The following is a 21,965-nucleotide window of genomic DNA, read 5'->3' on the forward strand; positions in this document are numbered from 1 at the left end:
CGCGCAGGGCGTTGTCTCAGCCCTGGTCCTCGAGTTCGTGCGCGGTGCGCACGGCTTCGACGAGCGCGTCCGCAGCCGAGGACTCGACCGACGCCGAGAGCAGTTCCCGAAACCGCTTGCCCCCCAAGTCCCGTGCCACGTCCGCGAGTTCGTACAGCGCCGTCGCCGCCACCGGAGTCTGCGGTCCGCACTCCAGGCCCGCGAGGAAACCGCGCAGGGCCAGGCCGAAGGCGGATTCAGGGCTCCCCGCGAGCCGCTCCCGTTCGCTGAGCGCCGACAGGGCCCTCGCCTGACCGTCGTGGTCCTCGACCGCCTCGAAAGTCTCCAGGGCCTGCCGATGCCAGGACACCGCACCGGCCGCGTCGTCCTCGGCGGCGGCCAGCAGTCCGAGCTGGTGGCGGGAACGGCCCGCGCCGTACCGGTCCCCGCAGTCCGCGGCGACGGTGAGCGCCCGCAGATACAGGTCCCGGGCGCGGTCGGTGTCGCCCGTGCCCTGAGCCAGTACGCCCAGTTGGTGGTAGACGGTGCCCACGGCCGCGCGGTCGCCAGCCAGGGACAGGAAGGCCAGCGCCCGCTCGTAGTGGGCCCGTGCCTGCCCGGGTTCGCCGGCGTCGGCGGCGATCATTCCCAGCAGGTGTTCACCGGCGGCGGTTCCGGACACGTCGCCCACCTCGTCGCCGATGCGCATGCCGCGCCGGCACAGTGCCGTCGCTTCCGCGACGTCGCCCTGCTCCCGCTTCAGCAGGGCGAGTTGGAGGTAGCCGGAGGCCGTCGCCGTCCGGTCGCCGAGCTGCTCGTGCGCGGCCAGCGCGCGCCGGTAGTGGCGGTCGGCCTCGTCCAGCCGGCCGTGGCTGTGTTCCACCACACCGAGTTGGTGCAGGGCGGCGGCCGTACCCGCCGGGCTCTCCTCGTCGGGCTGGGAGGCCTCCAGGTCGAGAACCGCCTCGTAGTGCCCGCGGGCCGCGTCCGTGTCTCCCGTGGAGATCGCCACGTTGCCCAGGTAGTGCCGGGCGCGCTTCACCTCCGCCAGGTCACCGAACCCGGCGAAGGCCGCCAGCGCACGTTCGTAGCGCTCCTTGGCGGCCGGGTACTCGCCCATCGCCTCCTCCAGCGTGCCCAGTTCGAGGTCGGCGATCGCGGCTGACTGCTCCGAGCCGGCTCGGGTGAACAGCTCGAGTGCCCGCTCCCGATGGCCCCTGGCCTCGGTGAACCGTCCGGTGTCCTGTGCGGCGCAGGCCAGCGCGTCGTGCAGTACGGCGGTGGCGTGTTCCGTCAGCGGTGTCCAGGCCAGGGACTCCCGCGCCAGGCGCTCCACCTCGGCGAAGGCGCCGGTGGGGCGCAGCCGGTCGACCAACGCGGCGGTCATCGTGAACGCTTCGTCGGTCATGCCCGCTTTCCGGAAGTGGTACCTGCTCTCGGTCAGATCGCGCACGATCCTGCTGGTGTCGCCCTTCTGCCGTTGGATGTCCAGCCAGTGGCGTGCGGCCCGCTCGTGGGCGGCGGTCAGCCGCTCCGGCGGTTCGGACCCGGTGAGCAGCGTGGCCAGCCAGCGGCACACGAAGTAGGACGGTTCGGTGTCCGCGGCGACGGTGGACGACAGCAGGCCCCGGCTCTCCAGTACCCCGAGCGTCTCGGATACCGGGGCGGTGCCCGTCCCCGGGAAGGCCGCGAGGTCGTCCGGACGTACGGGGCGACGGTGGACCGAGAGCGAGACCAGGGCCGTGTGCTGGGCGGGCGTGAGCTCTTCCAGCAGGCTGTTCGCCCCGGCGGCGCGGGCCAGGAGCCGGCACGTCGAGCGGAGCGCGGCGCCGAGTCCGCCGGAACGGGCCGCCGCCAGGGACCGGCCCTCGGCGGCCAGCCAGTCGGACAGCCGGTCGTCCAGCCCGGGGAGGACCGGCGCGGCGCCGCGCACCAGCGCGTCCAGGAGGCCGAGGCCGGCCGGGTGGCCGCCGACCTCGGCGAGAATCCGCTGCACGGCTTCGCCGGGGAACCGGCTCAGGCCGGGCAGCCGGCCGATGAGGAGCCTCGACTCGGCCGGTGACAGGGGGCCGAGGTGAAAAGCCGCCGTCGCACGGCCGGTTCGGGCCGGCACCCGCAGCCGGTGCCGGCTGATGACGATCAGCCGGCACCGGTCCGGCCGGTCGGCCCAGTCGGCCAACTGCCGGGCGAGCAGGGGGTCGACGCACCGGGCGTGAAGTCCGCCGGGTACCGGTTCGGTCTCCACGTCGTCGACGACCACGATCACCGGCGCCCCGCCCGGCCGGACCTCGGCCACCCGCCCGCGTGCCCCGGCCAGGACGGCCGCGTCCGCCGCGCCGCCGATCCGCACCACGTCCTCGGCACGGGTCCCGAGGCGCTGGAGGAACTGGGTGACGAGCGTCGACTTGCCCACCCCGGCGAGCCCGTGCACGACGAGTCCCGCACCACCGTCGTCCCAGAGCCGCATCAGATGACGCAGGACGGCACGGCGGGCCACCGGCCGTATGTCCCGCCACGGGTCCGGGGGTGTCGCCGGTCCGGTGCGGACCACGGTGTCCCGGAGCACCGGCCGGGGTTTCGCGGGGAGCGGCGGCGCGCCGAGGAACAGGGCCGGAGTCGGCCATTCGCACAGGTCGGCCAGGCTGTCGTGGTCCTCCCTGCGCCCGCTCTCCAGCCGATGCCGGGCCTCGGCGACGGCGTCGAGGACGGCCGGTGCGTCCCAGACGCCGTCCTGGGTGTGCAGCCGGCCGAGGACGGCGTACACCTCGGCGCAGAAGGCGGCGGCATAACGGTCGCTCACCGCCGCGCTCATGGCCAGGACGCACCGTACGCCGGCCGCGACCAGCTCGGCGGCGAGTCCGGTGAGCCGTTCCCCGGGATCGGCCGCGGTCCGTGCCGAACCGTCCGAGGAGCGGCCGGCGCCCGTGGAGCAGCCGGCCAGCACCACCAGCCGGGGCACGCCGCCGGCCGGGAAGGCGTCGACCAGATCCCGCGCGGTGACCGTGCGGGTACGGCCGCGGCCGTCCTCCAGCAGCAGCGCGTCCGCCCGCGCATGGCAGGACAGGTGCAGGATGTCGCAGGGCCGGCGCCGGATCTCCCGGCGGATCTCGGCGAGCGTGTCGGGTCCGTCGATCATCGCGACGTCGATGTGCCGCTGCCGCACCCCTGCCTCGACGGCGCCGACGATCCGCCGTGCGTCCGCCTCCAGGTCCAGAGCGGGCCCCTCCAGCTCGTCGAGCGGGTCCGCGAAGGCGGCCAGGATCCGCAGGCTGTCGGCCCCGCCGGGTTCGTGGCCGGGCCCTTGCCGCCCGGCCGGCGCGCGGTAGAAGCGGACCCGCGGCGACAGCGCGAGCGGGGCCGGAGCCCCGGGCAGCAGTACGGTCTCCCACGGAATCCCGGCGAACTCCGGTACGGACACGGCGAATCCGATCCACACGGGCCGGTCGGGACCGCTCCCGTCCAGCGCGCGGGCGACGGCCTCGGCGGCCGGCCCGCCGAGGAACGCCTCTCCGATCGCGATGCCCAACGCGTGCACGGCGTACCGGGACGCGGTGGACGCGGGGGTGGTTCTGCTCGTGACCGGATCGAACCTGGTCAGCGACGGGCGCCCGGCCCGGGAGCGGGTGAGCCGCCACAGGCGCTCCTGCACGGCGCGGGTGAGTCCGCGATGTTCGTGGGTGACGACGGGTGTGCCGTCGACCGACACGGCCGTCTCGGTGCGGGTCACGGTCACCAGGACGGAGACCGGCCGCCCGGCGGAGCCCGGGCCGGACTCGGACCTCACTGTCATCGTTCCCCCGGGGTGTCAGGGGCCGTCCACGACACCGTGCGCGGCGGATCGCGTCGGCTCATCCGGCTGTGGGCGGCGTTGCCGCGGGTTCCTGAGGGCCGCGGGAGTGGTAGCGGCCGGCCGCTGCGGGGCGGCCCAGGTCCTGGAAGCAGTCGCCGATGACCCGATAGGTGTCGGGCCGGTCGCGTGTCTCGTCGGTGCGGCGGAACAGGGCCAGCGCCTCCCGGGCCTTGGCCAGCCCCGCGAGCGGACGGCCGCGCTTGCGGTCGAGGGCGGCGAGCCGGGTCAGACACTGCGCCTGGCCCACCACCCGGCGCAGTTGTGTGTTGAAGTCCAGCGCGGCCCGCACATGTTCCTCCGCGATGTCGAGGGAGCCCTGACGCTCGGCGCAGATGCCCAGGTGCTGGTGGGACCGGGCGATCTCCTCGGTGGCGCCGCGTGCGGTGGCGATGCGCAGCGCCGCGTCGAATTCGGTGTGGGCCTCGTCGAGTTCGCCGGCGACCACATGCAGCGTGCCGACCTGGTTGCGGATCTCCATTTCCTGGATCTCGTCGCCGATGTCCCGGCACAGGCCCGCCGCCGTGCGGCAGTACGCCATCGCGGTGGCCACGTCGTGGGCGTCCTGGGCGACGTAGGCCAGGCTGCGCAGGCAGGCGACGACGGCGCCGGTGTCCTCGGCCCGTTCGAAGGCCGCCAGGGCCTCCTCGTACCCGGCCCGGGCCTGGGCCGGGTTCCCCCGGTACTCGTCCAGCATGGCCAGTTGGTAGCGGGACGCGGCGGCGTCCCGGTCCCGGCCGAGCCCCTGGAACACCTCGAAGGCCCGGCGGTAGCGCCGCTCGGTGTCGGCGTAGTCGCCGAGTTCGTGCAGCACCGAGCCGAGCTGGTGCTCGGCGAAGGCGACCCCCAGGAGATCACCGGCCGTGTCGCTCACCGTCAGCGCACGCTCCAGGTGTTCCCGCGCCTCGTCCATCAGCCCCCGGTCGCGGGCGACCAGACCGAGCTGCCGATGGGCCTGTGCCGCCTGCTCGGAGCCGGGTTCGACCCAGTCCAGCACCCGCCGGCACAGCTGTTCCTCGGCGGTCCAGTGGCCCACCGCGTGCAGCAGCCGGCACACGCGCTGCGCCACCTGCGCGGCATCCGCGGGCCGGTCGCAGGCCTCGTGGTGGCCGACCGCCTCGAACCCGGCGTGGATGCGTTCCCGCTGGGACAGCGCCTGCCGGTCGAGGACGTCCGCCCAGTGAACCGCGGCCCGTTCGTGGCCGGAGCGTGCCGACCGGGCGTCCAGCGCGGCCAGCTCGGCCGCGGTCCAGCGGTGCACCGACCACAGGGTCTCGCCGTCCCGTCCGACGCCGTCCGGGGCCAGGAGACCGGCGGAGACCAGCTCGTCGAGGGCGTCCGACACGTCTTCGGCATCCGTGAACGCCCGCTGCGGGACGGGCGAGCGGTGTACCGCCGCGTACTTGAGCAGGGTCCTGGAACCGGAGTCGAGGGTGGCGACGAGTTCGTCGAGCAGGGTGTCGGCGGCGGTGATCCGCAACGCCTCCCGCAAGGCGCTGCGGGTACGTCCCGCGACCCGGGCCCGGGTGGCGTCGACACCGGCGGTCAGCCGCCCCAGCCGGTGGGCCAGGTCGGTGTCGGTGACGGAGGTCCGGCCGAGCAGGGCGTCCAGATAGCCGTAGGCGCGGGGATGGCCGCCCACGGCTTCCTTGAACCGGTGCCATTCGCTCCGCGGCAGCCGCCGGGTCCCCGGGAGCCTGAGACGCAGCAGGTCCGTCTCGGCCGGCGTCAGCGGAGGCAGGGCCAGGTGCGGCAGCCGTGCCGCGTCCGTCCGTCCGGCCGGGAGCGGGTGCCGGGAGGTGACGAGTACGGGTGTCCTCGGGCCGAGGTCCGCCCAGGCTTCCAGGAACGCGCCGAGTTCCGGATCGGTGAAACCGCCGGCCTCGCCCGTGCCGTGGGCGAGGTTGGCCTCGAACTCGTCCAGCACCAGGACGGGCGCGGGGGTGTCACGGGCTGCGGTCGCGCGGGCGAGTTCGCGCAGCCGGTCCGGCCACGGTCGCAGGGCGTCGGTGAGGGGGCCGGTCTCGTCCTCCGAGCCGGGCAGCACGGCCGTGAGCGCGTGCAGGATCTCCTCGACGTCCGTCCTGCCCCGCACCAGCGCGACGGGGCGGTCGGCCGCGTGGAAGCGCAACAGCTCCCCGACGAAGGCGGACTTGCCGCCTCCGCCGACGCCGTGGACGACCAGCCCCGTCCCGTCGCTCGCCAGGGCGCGCGCGGCCAGCCGTAACTGGGGCCGGCGCCCCACGAACGTGCCGAGGGGCAGGGCGAGCGGCGGCCGCACGGCAGGGCCGGCCGCCGGGCGCCCGCGGCTGTGCCGTCCCTCCCCGACGTCCTCGGTCTCCGCGGTCCGTACGTCGGACACGGGCGCCGTCCGGGCGGCGGTGTACAGGACCGGGATGTGCCACTCGGGAAGGGCGGCGTCACCCGCTGCCTTCTGCCGGGTCTCCTCAAGGGCGACCCGTGCGAGGTGCAGGGCGTGGAGCGGGCCGGTCCCGGAGGCGAGGCCGGTGTAGAAGGCGGCCGTCAGCTCGCCGGCGTAGGCGTCCCGGACGGGTGCGGACATGGCGACGACCGCGGCCATGCCGGAGGCGGCCAGCTCCTCGGCCATTCCGGGCAGGAAGGCCGAGCCGCCGCCGTCCTGACGCGGCTGGCGTCGCGCGGAGGCCGTCGAGCAGCCCGCCAGGACCAGCAACGGCAGCGGACCGGCCACGGACAGCGCGCGGTGCAGGTCTTCGGCCGTGACCGGGGCCGGAGCCCCGTCGACGGTCTCCAGCCGGAGGCGTCCCGGGCGGGCGTGGCAGACGATGTGGACGATGTCCGCGGACGCTTCCGCCAGGGCCGCGGTGAGGGCGTCCAAGCTGCCGGAACTGAGCAGCCGCAGGTCGACCGGGGTGGCGGAACCGGTCACCGCGGCGGCCAGGCGGGCCGTCTCGGCCTCCAGGTCGAGCAGCCCCTCCTCGGGCGTGTGCGCGGAGGAGGGACCGGCGAGCAGCGCCACCAGCCGCAGCGGACGCGCCGTGCCCGGGGCGGCCGTCCGGGCCGGGGCTCCGTCGCCGGGGCCGGTGCGAAAGGGACGGATGACGGGGTGCAGGGCGAGGGGGGCCGATGCGCCGGGCAGGAGCAGCGTCTCCCAGGGCAGGCCGGCGAGCGGTCCCGGCTCGATGTCCAGCGCGAGCGGCAGCGTGTCTCCGCGCCGGACCGCGTCCCGCGCCGCTTCCGCCAGGGCCTCGCGAACGGGTCGCCCGGCCCGTTCGGCGAGCAGCTGCCCCATCCGGCGGGTCAGCTGGATCGCCTCGCCGATCAGCTCGGGGTCCAGGGTCTCTCGTGACCGCTCATGGAGCCGGGCCACGGCCCGTGCCGTTTCCACCAGCGGGAAGTCCGGGGCCCCTCCCGGCGCGTGGGCGACCACCCTCTCGCCGGCCCACAGCGTGACGTCCGTACTCCGCACGGACAGACGGGGGTGCGCCGGGTCACCGGCACGCGCTCGGCGCTGGTGCGCTGGGTTCACAGACCGACTCCTCGACCCGGCAGGACGGTGCGGAGCGTCGCCGGGGTTCGTGCGGAAACGCCCACCTATTGTGGACGTCTCCGGGGGCGGCTCGCGTCAACTGCGCGGCAATTGAGTGAAGTTGATCGAGAATGGGCGATGCCCCCGAGCCGGCGGCCGGCATGGAAGCCCGCGGACCGTCCGCTCAGCCATGGGCCGGGGCACGGACGGCGCTCAGCACCAGGTACGGGGCGAGCCCGGACCCGGCGGCCCGCTCGGACTCCGGCACGGCCGGGGTGGCCGTGGCCGGTGCGGCGAAACCGGCGCCGGTGAGCAGCGCGGTGTAGGCGGACAGCGGACGGAAGTGACAGACCGTCGTGACCCAGCCGCCGTCGAGCCGGCGCAGTCCGATGGGCACGGGGGACCCTTCGGCGTACGACGCGCCGGGCTCGCCGTACCGGAGCGTGGCGAACCGTTCTCCCGCCGCGGCGGGGTTGAGGTCGGCGAGGACGTAGGGGGCGCCCGGTCGCAGCACCCGGTGGATCTCGGCGGTCAGGGCGGTCAGGCGGGCGTCGTCGGGGTCGGTGCAGTAGACCAGGCAGCAGACGGCCGCGTCGATGCTGGCGTCCGGGATCCAGGCCAGGGAACGGCCGTCGAAGAGGCGGTAGTCCACGCGCGGGTCGGGGCGGTCGGCGCGGGCGATGTCCAGCATGTGCGCGGAGGGATCGACCCCCTGCACCGACCAGCCGCCGGCCCGGGCCAGCTCCAGGGTCAGCGCGCCGGTGCCGCAGCCGATGTCGAGGACGGTGGCACCGGGACCCGGGGGAGCGCCGACGCGGTCCAGCACCGCCGGGAAGATCAGCTGCCGGGCCAGCCTCATGTCACGGTCGCGGTAGGCGGCCGCGGCCGCGGGGGTGTCCCAGGCGAGCCCCTGAGGCGGGTCGGTGGCGTTCATGCCCCGAGTCTCGTGGGCGGTGCCCGGCTCCCACCAGTCCCTCGATCGGGCGATGGCGGAAGCCGGGACCGGTGCTCGGGCCGGGGTCACTGCGCGGCGGCGGCCTCCTGGGCGATCGCCTCGAACCGGGCGTTCATGGCCTCGGCCAGCGCCTGGGCGGCGGAGAGCGGGCGCACCATCACCGTGAGGTCGTCGATCTTCCCGTTCTCGTCGACGTGCAGGAAGTCGCAGCCCTGGAGCTTCTTGCCGGCCACCGTCGCCGTGAAGACGAGGGCGTGGTCCCGGCCGTCGGGGTCCCCGATCTCCCGCACGTAGGTGAAGTCCTCGAAGACCTGGGACACCGCGCGCAGGATCGCCACGGTGATCGCCTTGCCCGCGTACGGCTTGAAGGCGACCGGGCTGGTGAAGACGACGTCGTCGGCCAGCAGGGCGGCCACGGCGTCCGCGTCGTCGCTCTCGACGGCTTTGCCGAAGGGGTGCATGGGTCCACCTCACCTAGTCAAAAAATTGAGTAGGTGCATGCTAGCGTGCACCCATGGCTCTGCGGAACGCGCTGATGGCCGCCCTCTTGGAGGGCGAGGCCTCCGGGTACGACCTCGCGAAGGGGTTCGACGCGACGGTCGCCAACTTCTGGACGGCCACGCCCCAGCAGCTCTACCGCGAACTGGACCGCATGGAGGCCGAGGAACTGGTCACCGCGCGCGTCGTCGAGCAGGAGCGCCGGCCCAACAAGCGGCTGTTCTCGCTGACGGAGGCGGGCCGCGAGGCGGTGCGCGCGTACACCGCCGAGCCCCCGGCCCGGCCCGCGGTGGTCCGGGACGAACTGCTGGTCAAGGTGCAGTGCGCGGACGCCGGTGACATCGAGGCGGTCCGCACCGCCGTCGCCGAGCGGATGGACTGGGCCACCGCCAAACTGGCCCGCTACGAACGGATCCGGCGGCGCCTGCTGGCCGGGCGCTCGGAGGAGGCGTACTTCGCGGAGGCGGAGCGCATCGGCCCGTACCTCACGCTGCTGCGCGGGATGTCCTTCGAGCGGGAGAACCTGCGCTGGGGCGAGCTGGCGCTGCGCAGACTCGAGGAACGGGCTGCCGTTCATGGTCAACAAGGTGAGTAGGGACACGGACGGGGCGCCCGAGTCGTCGGGCGCCCCGCGGCCGGGCCCGGATCAGCAGGTGGCGACCCCTGGCAGCCACGCCGGGCCCTTGATGTAGATGTTCGTCATCCACGCACCGTTGGTCAGCTTGGACCACGCGTCGTTGGTGTAGCCCTCGGCCGTGACCGTCTGGGCGTGGGCCTGGCAGACCACGTTGACCGTCGTGGGCTGCGGGAAGTAGTCGACGACGCCGGCGTTCACATTCGGCTCGCTGTGCGTGCGCACGCCCGTGCCCCAGGTCTGGAACGCCGTGCTGCCCCCGCCCGGCGGCGGCGGGGTGTCACCGCCGCAGTCCGGGACGCCGGGCAGCTCGGCCGGGCCCTTGATGTAGATGTTGGTCAGCCAGGAGCCGTCGGCCAGCCTGGACCAGATGTCGTTGGTGTAGCCCTCGGCGGTCACCGTCTCCGCGTGCTCCTGGCACTGGACCGAGACCTGGGTCGGCCCGGCGAAGGTGTCCACGACGGAGGAGCGCACGCTCGGCGTGGAGTGCGTGCGCACCCCCGTGCCCCAGGTCTCGAACGTCGTACCGCCGTTGGCCGGCGGCGGCACCGGCGTGCCCGACGGGTTGATGCGGATCGCGCCCGCATAGTCGCCGCCCGTACGCACCGGGGCGACCCGGATGTGGGTGCCCGACTCGTACGCCTCGACCATCTGCCCGGCGCCCAGGTACATGGCGACGTGGTGGATGTGCCCGCTGCCCCAGAACATCAGGTCACCGGGGGCCAGGGGAGCGGTGCCCTGGGCGGCCGAGAAACGGGCCGAGGCCTGCGCGCTGTGGTACTGGTCGTCGGCCGTGCCGTTGAGCAGGTCCCGGCCGGTCGCCCGGTAGTACGCGTACCGCATCAGGCCCGAACAGTCGAAGCCCCTGCGCTCGTTGTCGTGCAGGCTGTCGGGGTCGGAGCCGTCGTAGTAGCCGTACGTGGCACCGGGGGTGGCGCCGTGGCCGCCGCCCCAGCTGTACCAGACACCGATCTGTGAGCAGGCCGCGGCGACGGCGGCCTCCGCGGTGGCCGAGGCGCCGGAGGCCAGCACCCCGCAGGTCGCGTCCTGGGCGGCGCGCGGGGCGGCCGCGTGCGCGGTGGCGGGGAAGAAGGCGATCAGCGCGACCGCCGCCGCGGCGGCGGTCGCCCGGCCCGGCGTGGTGAGTTCGGAGAGTCTCAAGGTGCACATCCTTGGTCGACGTGGAGCCGTGTACGGAGGTGTACGGGGGTCCGGTGCCGCGCCGGGTGCCGCGTCCCACCCCCGTCGGGACGCGGCACCCGGTGCTCAACCGGCCAGCGCGGCGCGCATCTTGGCCAGCGCCCTCATCCGGTTGCGCTGGACGGTCCCGCGATGGGCGCCGAGCCGTTCCCCCGCCGTGTCGTGGGTGAGGCCCTCCAGGTCGACGAGGATCACCGCGGCCGCCTCCTTCGGCGAGAGCACGCTCAGCAGCGCGAGGGCGGTGGCCGAGGCCTCGTACGAGCCGAGCCCGCCGTCCCAGCCCGCCTCGGGCAGCCGGTCGGTGGTGCGCTCACGGCGGGAGGGGTGCAGCCAGGAGTCGCGCAACAGGTTCAGCGCGACCGTGCAGGTGTAGGCGTAGGGATGCTGCTGGTGCGTCAGATTCCGGGCGCGGGCCCGCCGGGACAGCCGCAGATACGTCTCCTGCAGCAGGTCGTCGGCGTCGTGCGGGTTGCCGGTCAGGGCCAGCAGCCGTCTGCGCAGTCTGGGCATGTCGGCGGTGAAGGAGGCGTCGAAGTCGCCCGGACTCATGGGCGGTTGAGCCCCCTCGCCCGGTCCCCGCACGCTCCCGCGCCGGCTCGGCACGGCTTCACGCGGGTGCGGTACGGCTTCGCGCGGATCCCGCGCACATCTGCCGCCGTGGCTTTCCATGGTCGTCCCCCGATGGTCGGTCGCGTTGTTCGTGGTGTTCGCGTTGTTCGTGGTCGTCGTGGTCGTCGTGGTCCGAGAGAGGAGGAGGTCGCGGCCCGCTGGTCAGACGGCCCGGACGGAGGCGGCGGCGGGCCCGTAGCGGGCGGCCGGCGCACCGCTCAGGAGGGCCCAGTACCGGTCGCCGTAGGACCAGTGCCACCACTCCGTGGGGTAGTTGACGAAGCCGGCCGTGCCCAGGGCCTGCGCCATCAGCGCCCGGTTGGCGCGCGCCTCGGCACCGATGTCCGGTGCCCCGGTACGGCAGGCGCCCGCGCTCTCCTCCGGGGTGGCGTTGACCTCCGTGCCCAGCGGCAGCTCGGTGCCGTCGGCCGTGCACAGGGTGAGGTCCACCGCCCCGCCGCTGACATGGGGCGCCACCTCCGGCGGGGAGATGTAGGCGCTGGCCAGCTCGCGGATCCGGCCCGGCGGGGCGTCGGGGTGGGCCGCGCGCAGCGTCGCCGCGTACTGCTCGAAGTAGCGGCGCTGCAGATCGGGCGGCCGGTACCCCTCCACCACCAGGAACTTGATCCCGGCGGGCAGCAGCGACTGCGCGTCGAGGAGCCGGCTGAGCGCCCCGGAGCGCAGGTGCGCGTAGCTGCCGTCGGTGTCGGCCTGGCGGGGGTCGATCAGCAGGCCGGGAGTCCCGCGCAGATCGACCAGCGGTTCACCGCACTCCTGCTCGGTGACCGCCGCGACCCGGGAGTCGGAGAGCGTGATGATGTCCGTCACGCGGACAACAGTGCCCGGCACCCCTGCAATTGCCCTGCAGGTTCCCTGCAAGCGTGTCACCAGGGCCGCTGCAGCCCCCACCGGGTTACGGCGACGCGTCGTCCCGGCGTTCCCGGGCCTCCCGTCCGCCCACGGACCGGAACACCTCCATCGCCTGTGCCCGGGCCGCCCGCGCGGCCGCCGCGTCGCCGTCCGCCGTCCACACCCCGGCCAGGTCCCAGACCGTGCGCGCCCGCCACAGCGACAGCCCCAGCTCCGCCCAGAGAGCCGCCGCGTGCTCCAGCGGCTCCCGGGCCCCGTCGGTGTCCCCGGCCGCCAGCCGCGCCTCCCCGAGCGTGCGCAGCACCAGCGCCTCGCCGAACCGGTCCTGCCGCTCCCGGGCCACCTCCAGGCAGCGCACCAGCCGCCGCCCCGCCTCCTCCGTACGGCCCGTGCGCAACTCCACCTTGGCCAGGGACTGTTCGGTGTACATCGCGCCGAAGGTGTCGTGCAGGCCGGTGAAGAGCCGCAGGGTGTCGTGCAGCAGCCGTTCGGCCTCCGGGTACCGGCCCTCGGCCCGGTCGCACAGGGCCAGCGAGCGCAGGGTGAGCCCCTCGCCGTGCAGGTCGGCGGCGGCCCGGTAGAGGTCGAGGGCGCGAGACAGCGCCTGGCGGGCCGCCGGGCCGCGCCCCTGCTCGCGGTGCACGTACCCGATGCCGTACAGCACCCGCGCCCGGGCGCCCGCGTCGCCGTTCTCGCCGTACCGCTCCAGCGAGGTCTCCAGCAGCTCCAGCGCCTCGCCATAGCGGGCCTGTTCGCGGCGGGCGGTGCCCATCCCGGCCAGTGCCACGGCCGCACCCTCGGCCGAGCGGTCCTCGAACAGCCGCAACGCGTCCGCGAAGTAGGTGTGGGACTCCTCGAACCGGTCCTGCTCGTAACGGAGTTGGCCGAGACCGGCCAGCAGCCAGGCCTCGCCCTCGACGTCCCCGCTGCGGCGCACCGCCGCCATGGCCGCGGTGTGCGAGCGGGACCAGGCGTCGAACTGGTTGTACAGCGCGGCCGAACTCGCTATCAGTGCCCCGGCGAGGTCCCGGGCGGCCCGTGCCATGCCGTGGTCGGCGCAGTGCGTCACGGCGGCCAGCAGCCCGGCCTGCTCGGCGGCGAACCAGGCCGCGGGCCGGGCGAGCAGCGCCTCCTCGGTCTCCGGGTCGAGCGGGTGGACGGCGGCCGGTTCCGGGAAGTGTCGTACCGCGCCGCCGGGGCCGCGGGCGGCCGCCTTCCGGGCCAGGTCCAGCCAGCAGCCGACGAGGCGCAGGACCGCGGTGGCACGCTCCTCGGCGCTCTCCTCGGAGAGACAGCGTTCGCGGGCGTGTTCGCGGGCGAGGTCGTGGATGCGGTAGCGGGCGAGGCCGGTGCCGTCCATGCCGATCACATCGATGAAGTGGCAGTCCACCAGCCGCTCGACGGCCTCCTCGGCCTCCTCGGTCCCTATGCCGAGCAGCGGAGCGGCGATCCAGGCCGCGAAGTCGGGCAGGTCCAGCAGGGCGAGGCGGCGCAGGGCCCGGCGCTCCTGCGGCGCGAGGTCCGCGTAGCCGAGCTGCAGGCTGGTACGCAACTCCAGGTCCCCGGCACTGAGTTCGTTGAGCCGGCGCTGCTCGTCGCGCAGCCGCGCGGCGAGCCGACCGGGCGCCCAGTGCGGGCGGGCGGCCAGCCGGGCGCCGGCGATGCGCACCGCGAGCGGCAGCCGCCCGCACAGGGCGACGATCTCGGTGGCCCGCTCCGGGTCCGCCCCGGTCCGCCCCTCGCCGGCCACCCGGCGGAACAGGTCGAGGGCCTCGGCCTCGTCCGGCACGGCGAGGTCCAGATGGGCGGCACCCTCCAGGGCCACCAGCCGGCGACGGCTGGTGATCAGCACCGCGGATCCGGGTCCGGGCGGCAGCAGCGGCCGGACATCCGCCTCACCGGCCGCGTTGTCCAGGACGATCAGGACCCGCCGGTGCCCGACGTGGGTGCGGTACAGGCCGGTCAGCTCCTCGACGCCGGAGGGCACCGTGTCCGGGTCGACCCCCATCGCGCGCAGCAGCCGGGCGAGGGCGTCGGCGGGCTCCAGCGGGGTGGTGTCGGCGGCCCTCAGGTCCACGAACAGGCGGCCGTCGGGGAAGAGTTCGGCGGTGCGGTGGCCGACGTGCACGGCGAGGGCGGTCTTGCCCATGCCGGAGCGCCCGGAGATCACCCCGATCGGGGGTGCGGTCCGGCCGGTGTCGCCGACGCTCCGCAGCAGCTCGGTGGCCCACTTGACCTGTTCGCCGCGACCCACGAAGTCGGCGATGTCGGGCGGGAGATGGGACGGCGCGGGCTCGCCGCTCCAGGGGGCCGGCACCGTGCGGGCCGGCTGCCCGGTCCCCAGCACGCCCGTGTCGCCGGTCAGTACGGCCTGGTGGACGGCGCGCAGCTCAGGGCCCGGGTCGATGCCCAGCTCGTCACGGAGGACCGCACGGCCCTCCTGGAAGACACGCAGCGCGTCGGAGACCCGGCCGGTGCGGAACAGGGCGGTCATCAGCTGGCCGCGCGGCCGTTCCCGCAGCGGATGCGCGGCCACATGGGCGAGCAGCGGCGCGATCGCGCCGTCCGCGCGGCCCAGCTCCAGCGCCAGCCCGAAGGACTCCTCCTGGGCGACGAGCCGCAGCTCCCCGAGCCGGGCCGCCTCGATCCGGGCGAACGACTGGCCGAGCCCCTCCAGCGCCTCCCGGCCCCGCCACAGCCCCAGCGCCTCGGCCAGTGCCTCGGCGGCCTCCTGCGGACGTCCCGCGGACCGCCCCGCCGCGAGGAGTTCCTCGAAGCGGCGGGCGTCGACCCGGTCGGGGGCGAGGTCGGCGACATAGCCCGGGGGCCGGGTGCGGATCACCTCGGCGGTACCGACCCGGGACAGCGCCCGGCGTACGGCGGAGACATGGGTGGCGACCAGGGCGCCCGCGGTGGCCGGGGCCTCCTCGTCCCACACGAAGTCCACCAGGCGCTCGGTGGAGATCACCTCGCCCAGGTGCACGACGAGTGCGGCGAGGACGGCCAGGGGTCTGGAACCGCCGAGCGGGGCCCGTCGGCCCCCTTCCCAGACCTCCACCGGGCCGAGCAGACGTACTTCGAACATCGATCCCCGATCGCTCCTGGCGGATGCCGGCAACGATATCGGCGGGCGCCGTCCGGGCACGGCGGAGACCGGGCCGTGGTGACCGGATCCGTGCTGTCCGATCGGTGGTACGGAGCCCTCCGCGACGCCCGGTACGCCGAACAGGGGCAGGGCCGACGGGGCTCCGGGGAAGGATCTCCCCACCGCCCGCAGTTGGCCGGTTTCTGTGGGTGGCCATAGCGGCCCCTGTGCGTCAGACGGGTGGCCGGCGGCCCTCGTATGACCGCGCCCCCGGATCGGCCACGAAATCCGTCGCGCCGGAAACTCCCCGCGGCCGCATGTCATACGAACGCCCCGCCGGCACCGTCAACGGCCCGAAAGCACCGAGCCGTTCGCCGCAGCCCAGGGAGTTGCCCGATGAAGCGCCCCGCCCTCCGTCGCAAGGTCGCGTACCTGAGCGCCGTCGCCACCGTGGCCGTGCTCGCCCTCACCGGCTGCTCCCAGGAGTCCGGCGGCGGCCCGGCACCGGTCGCCGCGGCCGAGGCGCCCGAGTTGACCTACGCCGAAGACCTCCGGGTCTCGGACGCCGAACAACGCCTGATCGCCCAGTGCATGGCCCGGCACGGCTTCCGCTACTGGTCCGACGGCTCCCTGTCCCTGGCGGAGAGCAGGCCGCTCGGTTACGTCCAGGACGACGTCCGCTGGGCCCGGACCTACGGCTACGGCAGCCGGATCGCCGCCAAGGAGGACCGCGCCCGCCTGCACAACCCCAACATCGCCTACCGCAAGGGACTTTCGACCGGCCGCAGGGCCGCCTACGACAGCGCGCTGGACGGCGGGCGAAAGACGGAGCTGCTGCGTACCGCGGTCCCCGGCGGCGGCTCGGTCAGCAAGCAGTCCGGCGGCTGCGACGCGGCGGCCGAGCGCACGCTGTACGGCGACCCGGCCACCTGGTTCCGGCTGGACACCACCGCGAGCAACCTGCGCCCGCTGTACGTCGGCAAGTTGCTGCACGACCGGCGGTTCACCGCCGCCGTGCACGACTGGGCGGGCTGCATGAAGAAGGCCGGGCACCCCTACCCGGACCCCGACGCGGCCCGGCAGGCCACCCGGGAGCACCCCGCCGTCCAGAGCCGGGCCGAGGAGGCGCGGAGCTTCGCCGCCGAGACCCGGATCGCGGTCGCCGACGCCACCTGCGCCCGCGAGGTCTCCCTCAAGTCCGTGGGCCAGGACCGGGAGGCCCACTACCTGGCCCAGCTGAACGGGAAGTACGGCGCCCGGCTGGACGCCTACCGGCAGCTGCGGCAGCAGGCGCTGGCACGCGCCGAGCGGCTCGTCCCCGCCCGCGCCTGACCCCGGCCGGCGCCCAACGAACTCCGCGGCACCCGTCGCGGCCTCACCCACACCCACCGCCTCCGACGAGGCAGAACGGGATCCATCATGCGCAAACTGACCCTCGTCATCGCCACCCTGGGCCTCGCGGCCCTCGGCCTCTCGGTACCGGCGAACGCCCACGCAGTCTCCGGCTGCAACGCGAAGTGGCCGGGCCGGGACGGCTACGTGCGGGCCTGGCGGGACGCCGACTGCCAGGGTGAACTGCTCGGTGCCACCCCGGGCAACGACCCCGACTGGAGCGACAACTTCGACGCCTTCCGCAGCGGCGACCAGAACGCCGCCTCCTCGGTGATGAACAGCGGCTTCGTCGGCGGCAAGGACGTCGTCGCCTTCTACTACCTGCCGGGCTACCCGTCCTCCGCCTACGGCTGCCTCAAGCCGGGCGAGCTGTACGTGGACAACCTCGCCCGCAACCACTTCACCAACGGCGAGAACATGAACGACAACATCATGTCCCACGTGTGGGTGGCGTCCAGCGCCTGCGCCCCGGGCTCCTTCATCAGCTGAGGTCCCGCGCCGGCCACGGCCGCCCGGGCCGTGGCCGGCCCTGCCCTCTTACCGATTACCTACCTCCCGTACCGCCGACTTTCACATCCGCGCCACCCGACCCTTCCCTGACGTTCGATGCCCTTGGAACACTCGCACCCGCGCACAATCCGCCCTGTTCCGGCCATCCCGTGCGTCAGGATGAGAGGTCGCTCACCCATGCCCGAAGTAAACCGGCGCCGATTCCTCCAGCTGGCAGGCGCCACCACGGCGTTCACCGCGCTGTCCAACAGCATCGAGCGTGCCGCCGCACTGCCCGCGAACCACCGCACGGGGTCGATCGAGGACGTCGAGCACATCGTCGTCCTGATGCAGGAGAACCGTTCGTTCGACCACTACTTCGGCACCCTCAGAGGCGTCCGCGGCTTCGGCGACCCCCGTTCGGTCACCCAGGACGACAAGTCCGTGTGGCGCCAGTGGAACGGCACGAAGGACATCCTGCCGTTCCACCCGGACGCCGACGACCTGGGCCTCGCCTTCATCCAGGACCTCCCGCACGGCTGGGCCGACACGCACACCGCCGTCAACAACGGCAAGTACGACAAGTGGGTGCCGGCCAAGGGCTCCACGACCATGGCGTACCTGAACCGGGACGACATCCCGTTCCACTACGCGCTCGCCGACGCCTTCACCATCTGCGACGCCTACCACTGCTCGTTCATGGGCTCCACCGACCCGAACCGCTACTACCTGTGGACGGGTTACACGGGCAACGACGGCCAGGGCGGCGGCCCGGTCCTCGGCAACGACGAGGCCGGCTACTCCTGGACGACGTACCCCGAGCGCCTGGAGAAGGCGGGCGTCTCCTGGAAGATCTACCAGGACGTCGGCGACGGCCTGGACGCGGCCGGCGGCTGGGGCTGGATCCAGGACGCCTACCGGGGCAACTACGGCGACAACTCGCTGCTCTACTTCAAGCAGTACCAGAACGCCCAGCCCGGCGACCCGCTGTACGACAAGGCCCGCACCGGCACCGACGCCACCAAGGGCGAGGGCTTCTTCGACCAGCTGAAGGCCGACGTCAAGGCCGGCAAGCTGCCGCAGATCTCCTGGGTGGTCGCCCCCGAGGCCTTCACCGAGCACCCCAACTGGCCCGCCAACTACGGTGCCTGGTACATCTCCCAGGTCCTCGACGCGCTCACCGCCGACCCCGCGGTGTGGGCGAAGACGGCCGTGTTCATCACGTACGACGAGAACGACGGCTTCTTCGACCACGTGGTCCCGCCGTTCCCGCCGGCCTCCGCCGCCCAGGGCAAGTCCACGGTCGACCCGGCCCTGGACCTCTTCAAGGGCGACGCGACCCACGCGGCCGGCGCCTACGGCCTCGGCCAGCGGGTGCCGATGATCGTCGTCTCCCCGTGGAGCAAGGGCGGTTACGTCTGCTCCGAGACGCTCGACCACACCTCGGTCATCCGGTTCATGGAGAACCGCTTCGGCGTCCACGAGCCCAACATCTCGCCCTGGCGGCGCGCCGTCAGCGGCGACCTGACCGCCGCGTTCGACTTCTCCCGCAAGGACACCAAGCCGGTCGCGCTGCCCTCGACCGACGGCTACCAGCCGCCGGACAAGAACCGCCACCCCGACTACGTGCCCACCCCGCCCGCCAACCCGGCGCTGCCCAAGCAGGAGCGCGGCTCGCGGCCCACCCGGCCGCTCAAGTACGCCCCGCTGGTGGACGGTTCGCTGGACGCGGCGGCCGGCAAGTTCACGCTGACCTTCGCCTCCGGCGCGCAGGCCGGCGCCGCCTTCCTGGTCACCTCCAACAACCGCACCGACGGCCCCTGGAGCTACACCACCGAGGCCGGCAAGTCCGTCTCCGACGCCTGGAACTCGGTGTACTCGGGCGGCTCGTACGACCTGACCGTGCACGGCCCGAACGGCTTCCTGCGCACCTTCCAGGGCCCCGGCAAGGTGGCGGGACCCGAGGTCACCGCCCGGCCGCACGGCGACGACATAGAGCTGACCTTCAGCAACAAGGGCAGCGGCACGGTGAAGCTGAAGGTGGCGGACGGGTACGGCGGCCGGGGCCGCACGTTCACGGTGCGCGCCGGGGCCACCGTCAAGCACATCGCCCACCTCAACCACAGCGACCAGTGGTACGACCTGACGGTCACCTCCGAGGCCGACGCGACCTTTGTGCGGCGGTTCGCGGGGCATGTGGAGAACGGGCGGCCCGGGGTCAGCGACCCGGCGATCAGCACCGAGTGACAAAGGGCTGAGGACGGCATCGTGCGGAACTGATCAGGTACCGGTCACATCGGGATAGTGTGCCCCGGTGACTACGCAATCGAACACTCCTGCAGACTCGTACCGCGATCCGCACGGTGCGTCCCAGACACTCTTCACCGAGCCGGTGCTGGTGGTGAACCAGAAGGCCAAGCTGATCGAGCTGACCAACGAGTACAAGGTCATGGACCAGCACGGCCAGGAGATCGGCTCGGTGGCCGAGGTCGGCCAGAACGCGCTGAAGAAGATCCTGCGCTTCGTCTCCAGCCTCGACCAGTTCATGACCCACCGGCTGGAGATCCGCGACGCGTCCGGTCAGCCGCAGCTGGTGCTGACCCGGCCCGCGAAGATCTTCAAGTCCCGGGTGATCGTGACCCGCCCGGACGGTTCGCAGGTCGGTGAGATCGTCCAGCAGAACATGATCGGGAAGATCAACTTCGCGATGATGGTGGGCGGCCAGAAGGTCGGTGCGATCAAGGCGGAGAACTGGCGCGCGTGGAACTTCGCGATCGTCGACCACGCCGACACGGAGGTGGCCCGGATCACGAAGACGTGGGAGGGGCTCGCCAAGACGATGTTCACGACCGCGGACAACTACGTGCTGCAGATACACCACCAGCTGCCGGAGCCGCTGCGGAGCCTGGTGGTGGCGACGGCGCTGACCGTGGACACGGCGCTGAAGCAGGACTCCCGGGGGCTGGGCTGAGGGTCGTCTGCGGGTGGGTGACGCTTGACGCGGTCCGTGGGGGCGCCATCGGTTGTCGCGCGGCTGCGGGGTCTGCGGGGGCTGGTCGCGCAGTTCCCCGCGCCTCTGGAGGGGCGCTCAGGTGCGGGGCGCTTCACATGTGACGGGCGCTGCGTTCTCAGTGGGCCGTGAGGTGTCCGGTCTCCGGCTTCTGGCGGGGCAGCAGTGCCTGCTCCGCCGCGACCCGTGCCGACTCCAGGGCCAGAACCGCGGCCACCGGGTGTTCCTCGTCCGGTTCGAGTTCGACCAGTGGCGTCGGCGGGGTCACCCGGGTCAGCAGGACCACGCCCCAGGAGGCGAGGCCCGCGCCCGCCAGGGCGAGCAGGATGCCCGCCGCGCCGCCTTGCAGGCCCTGCCCCAGCAGGGTCAGGCCGATGACCGCCGCCGCCACCGGGTTGGACAGGGTGACCACCGCGAGCGGGCCGCCCAGGCCGCCTCGGTAGGCCATCTGGGAGAGCAGCAGGCCGCCCACCGCGAACGAGGCCACCAGGAGCGCCACCACGATCACCTGGACGCTCAGGACCGGACCCGAGCGGTCCGTCGCCGCCACCGTCACCGTCTGGGTGAGGGCCGAGGCGACGCCCGAGGCGAAGCCGGACGCGGTCGCGTGCCGCAGGCCCGGCCGGGTGCCGGGGCGGGACAGGGCGCCGATCAGGGCGGCGGTCGTACCGGCCACCGTGAGGGCTTCGGTGAGGCTCAGCACCCGATGGGGTGCGGGGCCGGAGGCCGTGATCAGCAGGGCTCCGAGACCGAGCAGGGTCAGGGCCGTGCCCCGCCACTCCGTCGCGCTGACCCGGCGCCCGGCCACCCGCGCGCCCATCGGCACGGCCGCGACCAGGGTGAGTGCGCCCAGCGGCTGTACGAGGGTGAGGGGGCCGTACTTGAGGGCCACGACGTGCAGGAGTGCGGCGCCCGCGTTGAGGCCGACCGCCGCCCACCAGGCACTGGAGCCGAGCAGTCGTACCAGACCGGCGCCGGAGTTCCTCGACGCGAGCCGCTCCTGGGCGACCGCGGCGGCCGCGTAGGCGACGGCCGAGACCAGGGAGAGGAGGACGGCGATCAGGGCCGCGGTGCTCATCGGCCCGCCCCTACCAGTGCGGGCTCCTCGGACACGAGCCGGCGGGTGCCGCGTCCGGCCGTGGTGGCCGTGCGGTGCGGCGGGTGGATCAGGGCGAGGGCGGCGCCGAGCATCGCGGTGGCGACGATCGCGTCCAGCCAGTAGTGGTTCGCGGTGCCCACGATCACCAGCAGGGTGATCGCCGGGTGCAGCAGCCACAGCCAGCGCCACCGGGAGCGGGTCGCGACGATCAGGCCGATCGCCACCATCAGGGCCCAGCCGAAGTGCAGCGAGGGCATCGCCGCGAACTGGTTGGAGAGGTGGTCCCTGGCGGGCGGGCCGTAGACGGAGGGGCCGTACACCCGGGCCGTGTCGACGAGGCCGGTGGCGGCCAGCATCCGCGGCGGTGCCAGCGGGAACGTGAAGGGGAGCACCAGTGCGGCGGCGGTGACCACGGCGAGGACCCGGCGGGCCCAGACGTAGTGCGCGGGCCGCTTCAGGTAGAGCCAGACCAGGAAGGCCAGCGTGGCCGGGAAATGAACCGTGGCGTAGTAGGTGTTGGCCAGGTGGACGAGGGTGTCGCCGTGCAGCAGTGCGGACTGCACGTCGACCTCCGACGGCAGGTGCAGCGTCCGTTCCAGGTCCCAGATCCGGTGGGCGTTGTGCAGGGCCTCGGCGGTATGGCCGGTGGCCAGTTGCCGCCCGAATTTGTAGACGAGGAAGAGTCCTGCGACGAGCAGGAGCTCACGGACCAGCGGTGGCCGGGCTATCGCCCCCGGCTCCGCTGCTGCCGGCTCGGACTGGGATCTCATCCCAGGCCCCCTCACTGACG

Annotated in this window: 15 protein-coding genes; 5 read left to right on the forward strand and 10 right to left on the reverse strand. The window is 73.7% G+C overall.

The features are described 5' to 3' along the window. Positions 1–16 precede the first annotated feature (16 nt). The 4 genes from ACFWXC_RS07500 to ACFWXC_RS07515 form a co-directional block, all read right to left on the reverse strand. The gene (locus ACFWXC_RS07500; RefSeq protein ID WP_384474546.1) at positions 17–3,769 is read right to left on the reverse strand and encodes a tetratricopeptide repeat protein; all 3,753 of its coding nucleotides are present in this window, start codon (positions 3,767–3,769) and stop codon (positions 17–19) included. A gap of 58 nt (positions 3,770–3,827) precedes the next feature. Then, a complete protein-coding gene (locus ACFWXC_RS07505; RefSeq protein ID WP_384474549.1) occupies positions 3,828–7,274 on the reverse strand; it encodes a tetratricopeptide repeat protein in 3,447 nt (1,148 codons plus the stop codon). A gap of 244 nt (positions 7,275–7,518) precedes the next feature. Continuing rightward, the gene (locus tag ACFWXC_RS07510; protein WP_384474552.1) at positions 7,519–8,268 is read right to left on the reverse strand and encodes a class I SAM-dependent methyltransferase; all 750 of its coding nucleotides are present in this window, start codon (positions 8,266–8,268) and stop codon (positions 7,519–7,521) included. Between the two features lie 86 nt (positions 8,269–8,354). Further along, positions 8,355–8,750: a nuclear transport factor 2 family protein gene (locus ACFWXC_RS07515; protein ID WP_384474555.1), complete on the reverse strand. Its 396-nt coding sequence runs from the start codon at positions 8,748–8,750 to the stop codon at positions 8,355–8,357. Between the two features lie 53 nt (positions 8,751–8,803). On the opposite strand from ACFWXC_RS07515, the gene ACFWXC_RS07520 reads away from it, so the two are divergent. Beyond that, complete coding sequence (locus ACFWXC_RS07520; protein ID WP_384474558.1) at positions 8,804–9,382, forward strand: PadR family transcriptional regulator; 579 nt, start codon at positions 8,804–8,806, stop codon at positions 9,380–9,382. Between the two features lie 51 nt (positions 9,383–9,433). Here the strand turns inward: ACFWXC_RS07520 and ACFWXC_RS07525 are convergent, their stop codons facing one another. The 4 genes from ACFWXC_RS07525 to ACFWXC_RS07540 all read right to left on the reverse strand — a co-directional run bounded on the left by ACFWXC_RS07525 (position 9,434) and on the right by ACFWXC_RS07540 (position 15,185). Next, positions 9,434–10,582 carry a C40 family peptidase gene (locus ACFWXC_RS07525; RefSeq protein WP_384474561.1) on the reverse strand — a complete coding sequence of 383 codons (1,149 nt, stop codon included), beginning with the start codon at positions 10,580–10,582 and terminating at the stop codon, positions 9,434–9,436. Positions 10,583–10,687: 105 nt separating this feature from the next. Next, positions 10,688–11,170 (reverse strand): RNA polymerase sigma factor, encoded by a 483-nt coding sequence (locus ACFWXC_RS07530; protein ID WP_362573340.1) that lies wholly within the window; start codon positions 11,168–11,170, stop codon positions 10,688–10,690. A 222-nt stretch (positions 11,171–11,392) separates the two neighbouring features. Then, the gene (locus ACFWXC_RS07535) at positions 11,393–12,058 is read right to left on the reverse strand and encodes a M15 family metallopeptidase (RefSeq protein ID WP_384474564.1); all 666 of its coding nucleotides are present in this window, start codon (positions 12,056–12,058) and stop codon (positions 11,393–11,395) included. An 85-nt stretch (positions 12,059–12,143) separates the two neighbouring features. Then, positions 12,144–15,185: a BTAD domain-containing putative transcriptional regulator gene (locus tag ACFWXC_RS07540; protein ID WP_384474567.1), complete on the reverse strand. Its 3,042-nt coding sequence runs from the start codon at positions 15,183–15,185 to the stop codon at positions 12,144–12,146. A 396-nt stretch (positions 15,186–15,581) separates the two neighbouring features. On the opposite strand from ACFWXC_RS07540, the gene ACFWXC_RS07545 reads away from it, so the two are divergent. The 4 genes from ACFWXC_RS07545 to ACFWXC_RS07560 all read left to right on the forward strand — a co-directional run bounded on the left by ACFWXC_RS07545 (position 15,582) and on the right by ACFWXC_RS07560 (position 20,037). Next, positions 15,582–16,517 carry a hypothetical protein gene (locus ACFWXC_RS07545; RefSeq protein ID WP_384474570.1) on the forward strand — a complete coding sequence of 312 codons (936 nt, stop codon included), beginning with the start codon at positions 15,582–15,584 and terminating at the stop codon, positions 16,515–16,517. An 87-nt stretch (positions 16,518–16,604) separates the two neighbouring features. Next, complete coding sequence (locus tag ACFWXC_RS07550; RefSeq protein ID WP_384474572.1) at positions 16,605–17,066, forward strand: hypothetical protein; 462 nt, start codon at positions 16,605–16,607, stop codon at positions 17,064–17,066. A gap of 198 nt (positions 17,067–17,264) precedes the next feature. Next, a complete protein-coding gene (locus ACFWXC_RS07555) occupies positions 17,265–19,313 on the forward strand; it encodes a phosphocholine-specific phospholipase C (RefSeq protein WP_384474575.1) in 2,049 nt (682 codons plus the stop codon). A 67-nt stretch (positions 19,314–19,380) separates the two neighbouring features. Next, the gene (locus tag ACFWXC_RS07560) at positions 19,381–20,037 is read left to right on the forward strand and encodes an LURP-one-related/scramblase family protein (RefSeq protein WP_384474578.1); all 657 of its coding nucleotides are present in this window, start codon (positions 19,381–19,383) and stop codon (positions 20,035–20,037) included. A 157-nt stretch (positions 20,038–20,194) separates the two neighbouring features. Here the strand turns inward: ACFWXC_RS07560 and ACFWXC_RS07565 are convergent, their stop codons facing one another. Both ACFWXC_RS07565 and ACFWXC_RS07570 read right to left on the reverse strand, forming a co-directional pair. Beyond that, a complete protein-coding gene (locus ACFWXC_RS07565; RefSeq protein ID WP_384474581.1) occupies positions 20,195–21,154 on the reverse strand; it encodes a hypothetical protein in 960 nt (319 codons plus the stop codon). Then, positions 21,151–21,945, reverse strand: coding sequence for a phosphatase PAP2 family protein (locus ACFWXC_RS07570; protein ID WP_384474584.1), 795 nt, complete (start codon positions 21,943–21,945; stop codon positions 21,151–21,153). Before ACFWXC_RS07570 ends, ACFWXC_RS07565 begins: the two co-directional genes overlap by 4 nt. Between the last annotated feature and the right edge of the window lie 20 nt (positions 21,946–21,965).

This window comes from Streptomyces sp. NPDC058683, assembly GCF_042716195.1.
GTDB lineage: Bacteria > Actinomycetota > Actinomycetes > Streptomycetales > Streptomycetaceae > Streptomyces.

Bases quoted from the DNA above. Each gene is read 5' to 3' on its own strand.
- ACFWXC_RS07520 (WP_384474558.1), top strand. From the start codon at position 8,804: ATGGCTCTGCGGAACGCGCTGATGGCCGCCCTCTTGGAGGGCGAGGCC.
- ACFWXC_RS07565 (WP_384474581.1), bottom strand. From the start codon at position 21,154: ATGAGCACCGCGGCCCTGATCGCCGTCCTCCTCTCCCTGGTCTCGGCC.
- ACFWXC_RS07530 (WP_362573340.1), bottom strand. From the start codon at position 11,170: ATGAGTCCGGGCGACTTCGACGCCTCCTTCACCGCCGACATGCCCAGA.
- ACFWXC_RS07555 (WP_384474575.1), top strand. From the start codon at position 17,265: ATGCCCGAAGTAAACCGGCGCCGATTCCTCCAGCTGGCAGGCGCCACC.
- ACFWXC_RS07545 (WP_384474570.1), top strand. From the start codon at position 15,582: ATGAAGCGCCCCGCCCTCCGTCGCAAGGTCGCGTACCTGAGCGCCGTC.
- ACFWXC_RS07570 (WP_384474584.1), bottom strand. From the start codon at position 21,945: ATGAGATCCCAGTCCGAGCCGGCAGCAGCGGAGCCGGGGGCGATAGCC.
- ACFWXC_RS07550 (WP_384474572.1), top strand. From the start codon at position 16,605: ATGCGCAAACTGACCCTCGTCATCGCCACCCTGGGCCTCGCGGCCCTC.
- ACFWXC_RS07515 (WP_384474555.1), bottom strand. From the start codon at position 8,750: ATGCACCCCTTCGGCAAAGCCGTCGAGAGCGACGACGCGGACGCCGTG.
- ACFWXC_RS07510 (WP_384474552.1), bottom strand. From the start codon at position 8,268: ATGAACGCCACCGACCCGCCTCAGGGGCTCGCCTGGGACACCCCCGCG.
- ACFWXC_RS07500 (WP_384474546.1), bottom strand. From the start codon at position 3,769: ATGACAGTGAGGTCCGAGTCCGGCCCGGGCTCCGCCGGGCGGCCGGTC.
- ACFWXC_RS07540 (WP_384474567.1), bottom strand. From the start codon at position 15,185: ATGTTCGAAGTACGTCTGCTCGGCCCGGTGGAGGTCTGGGAAGGGGGC.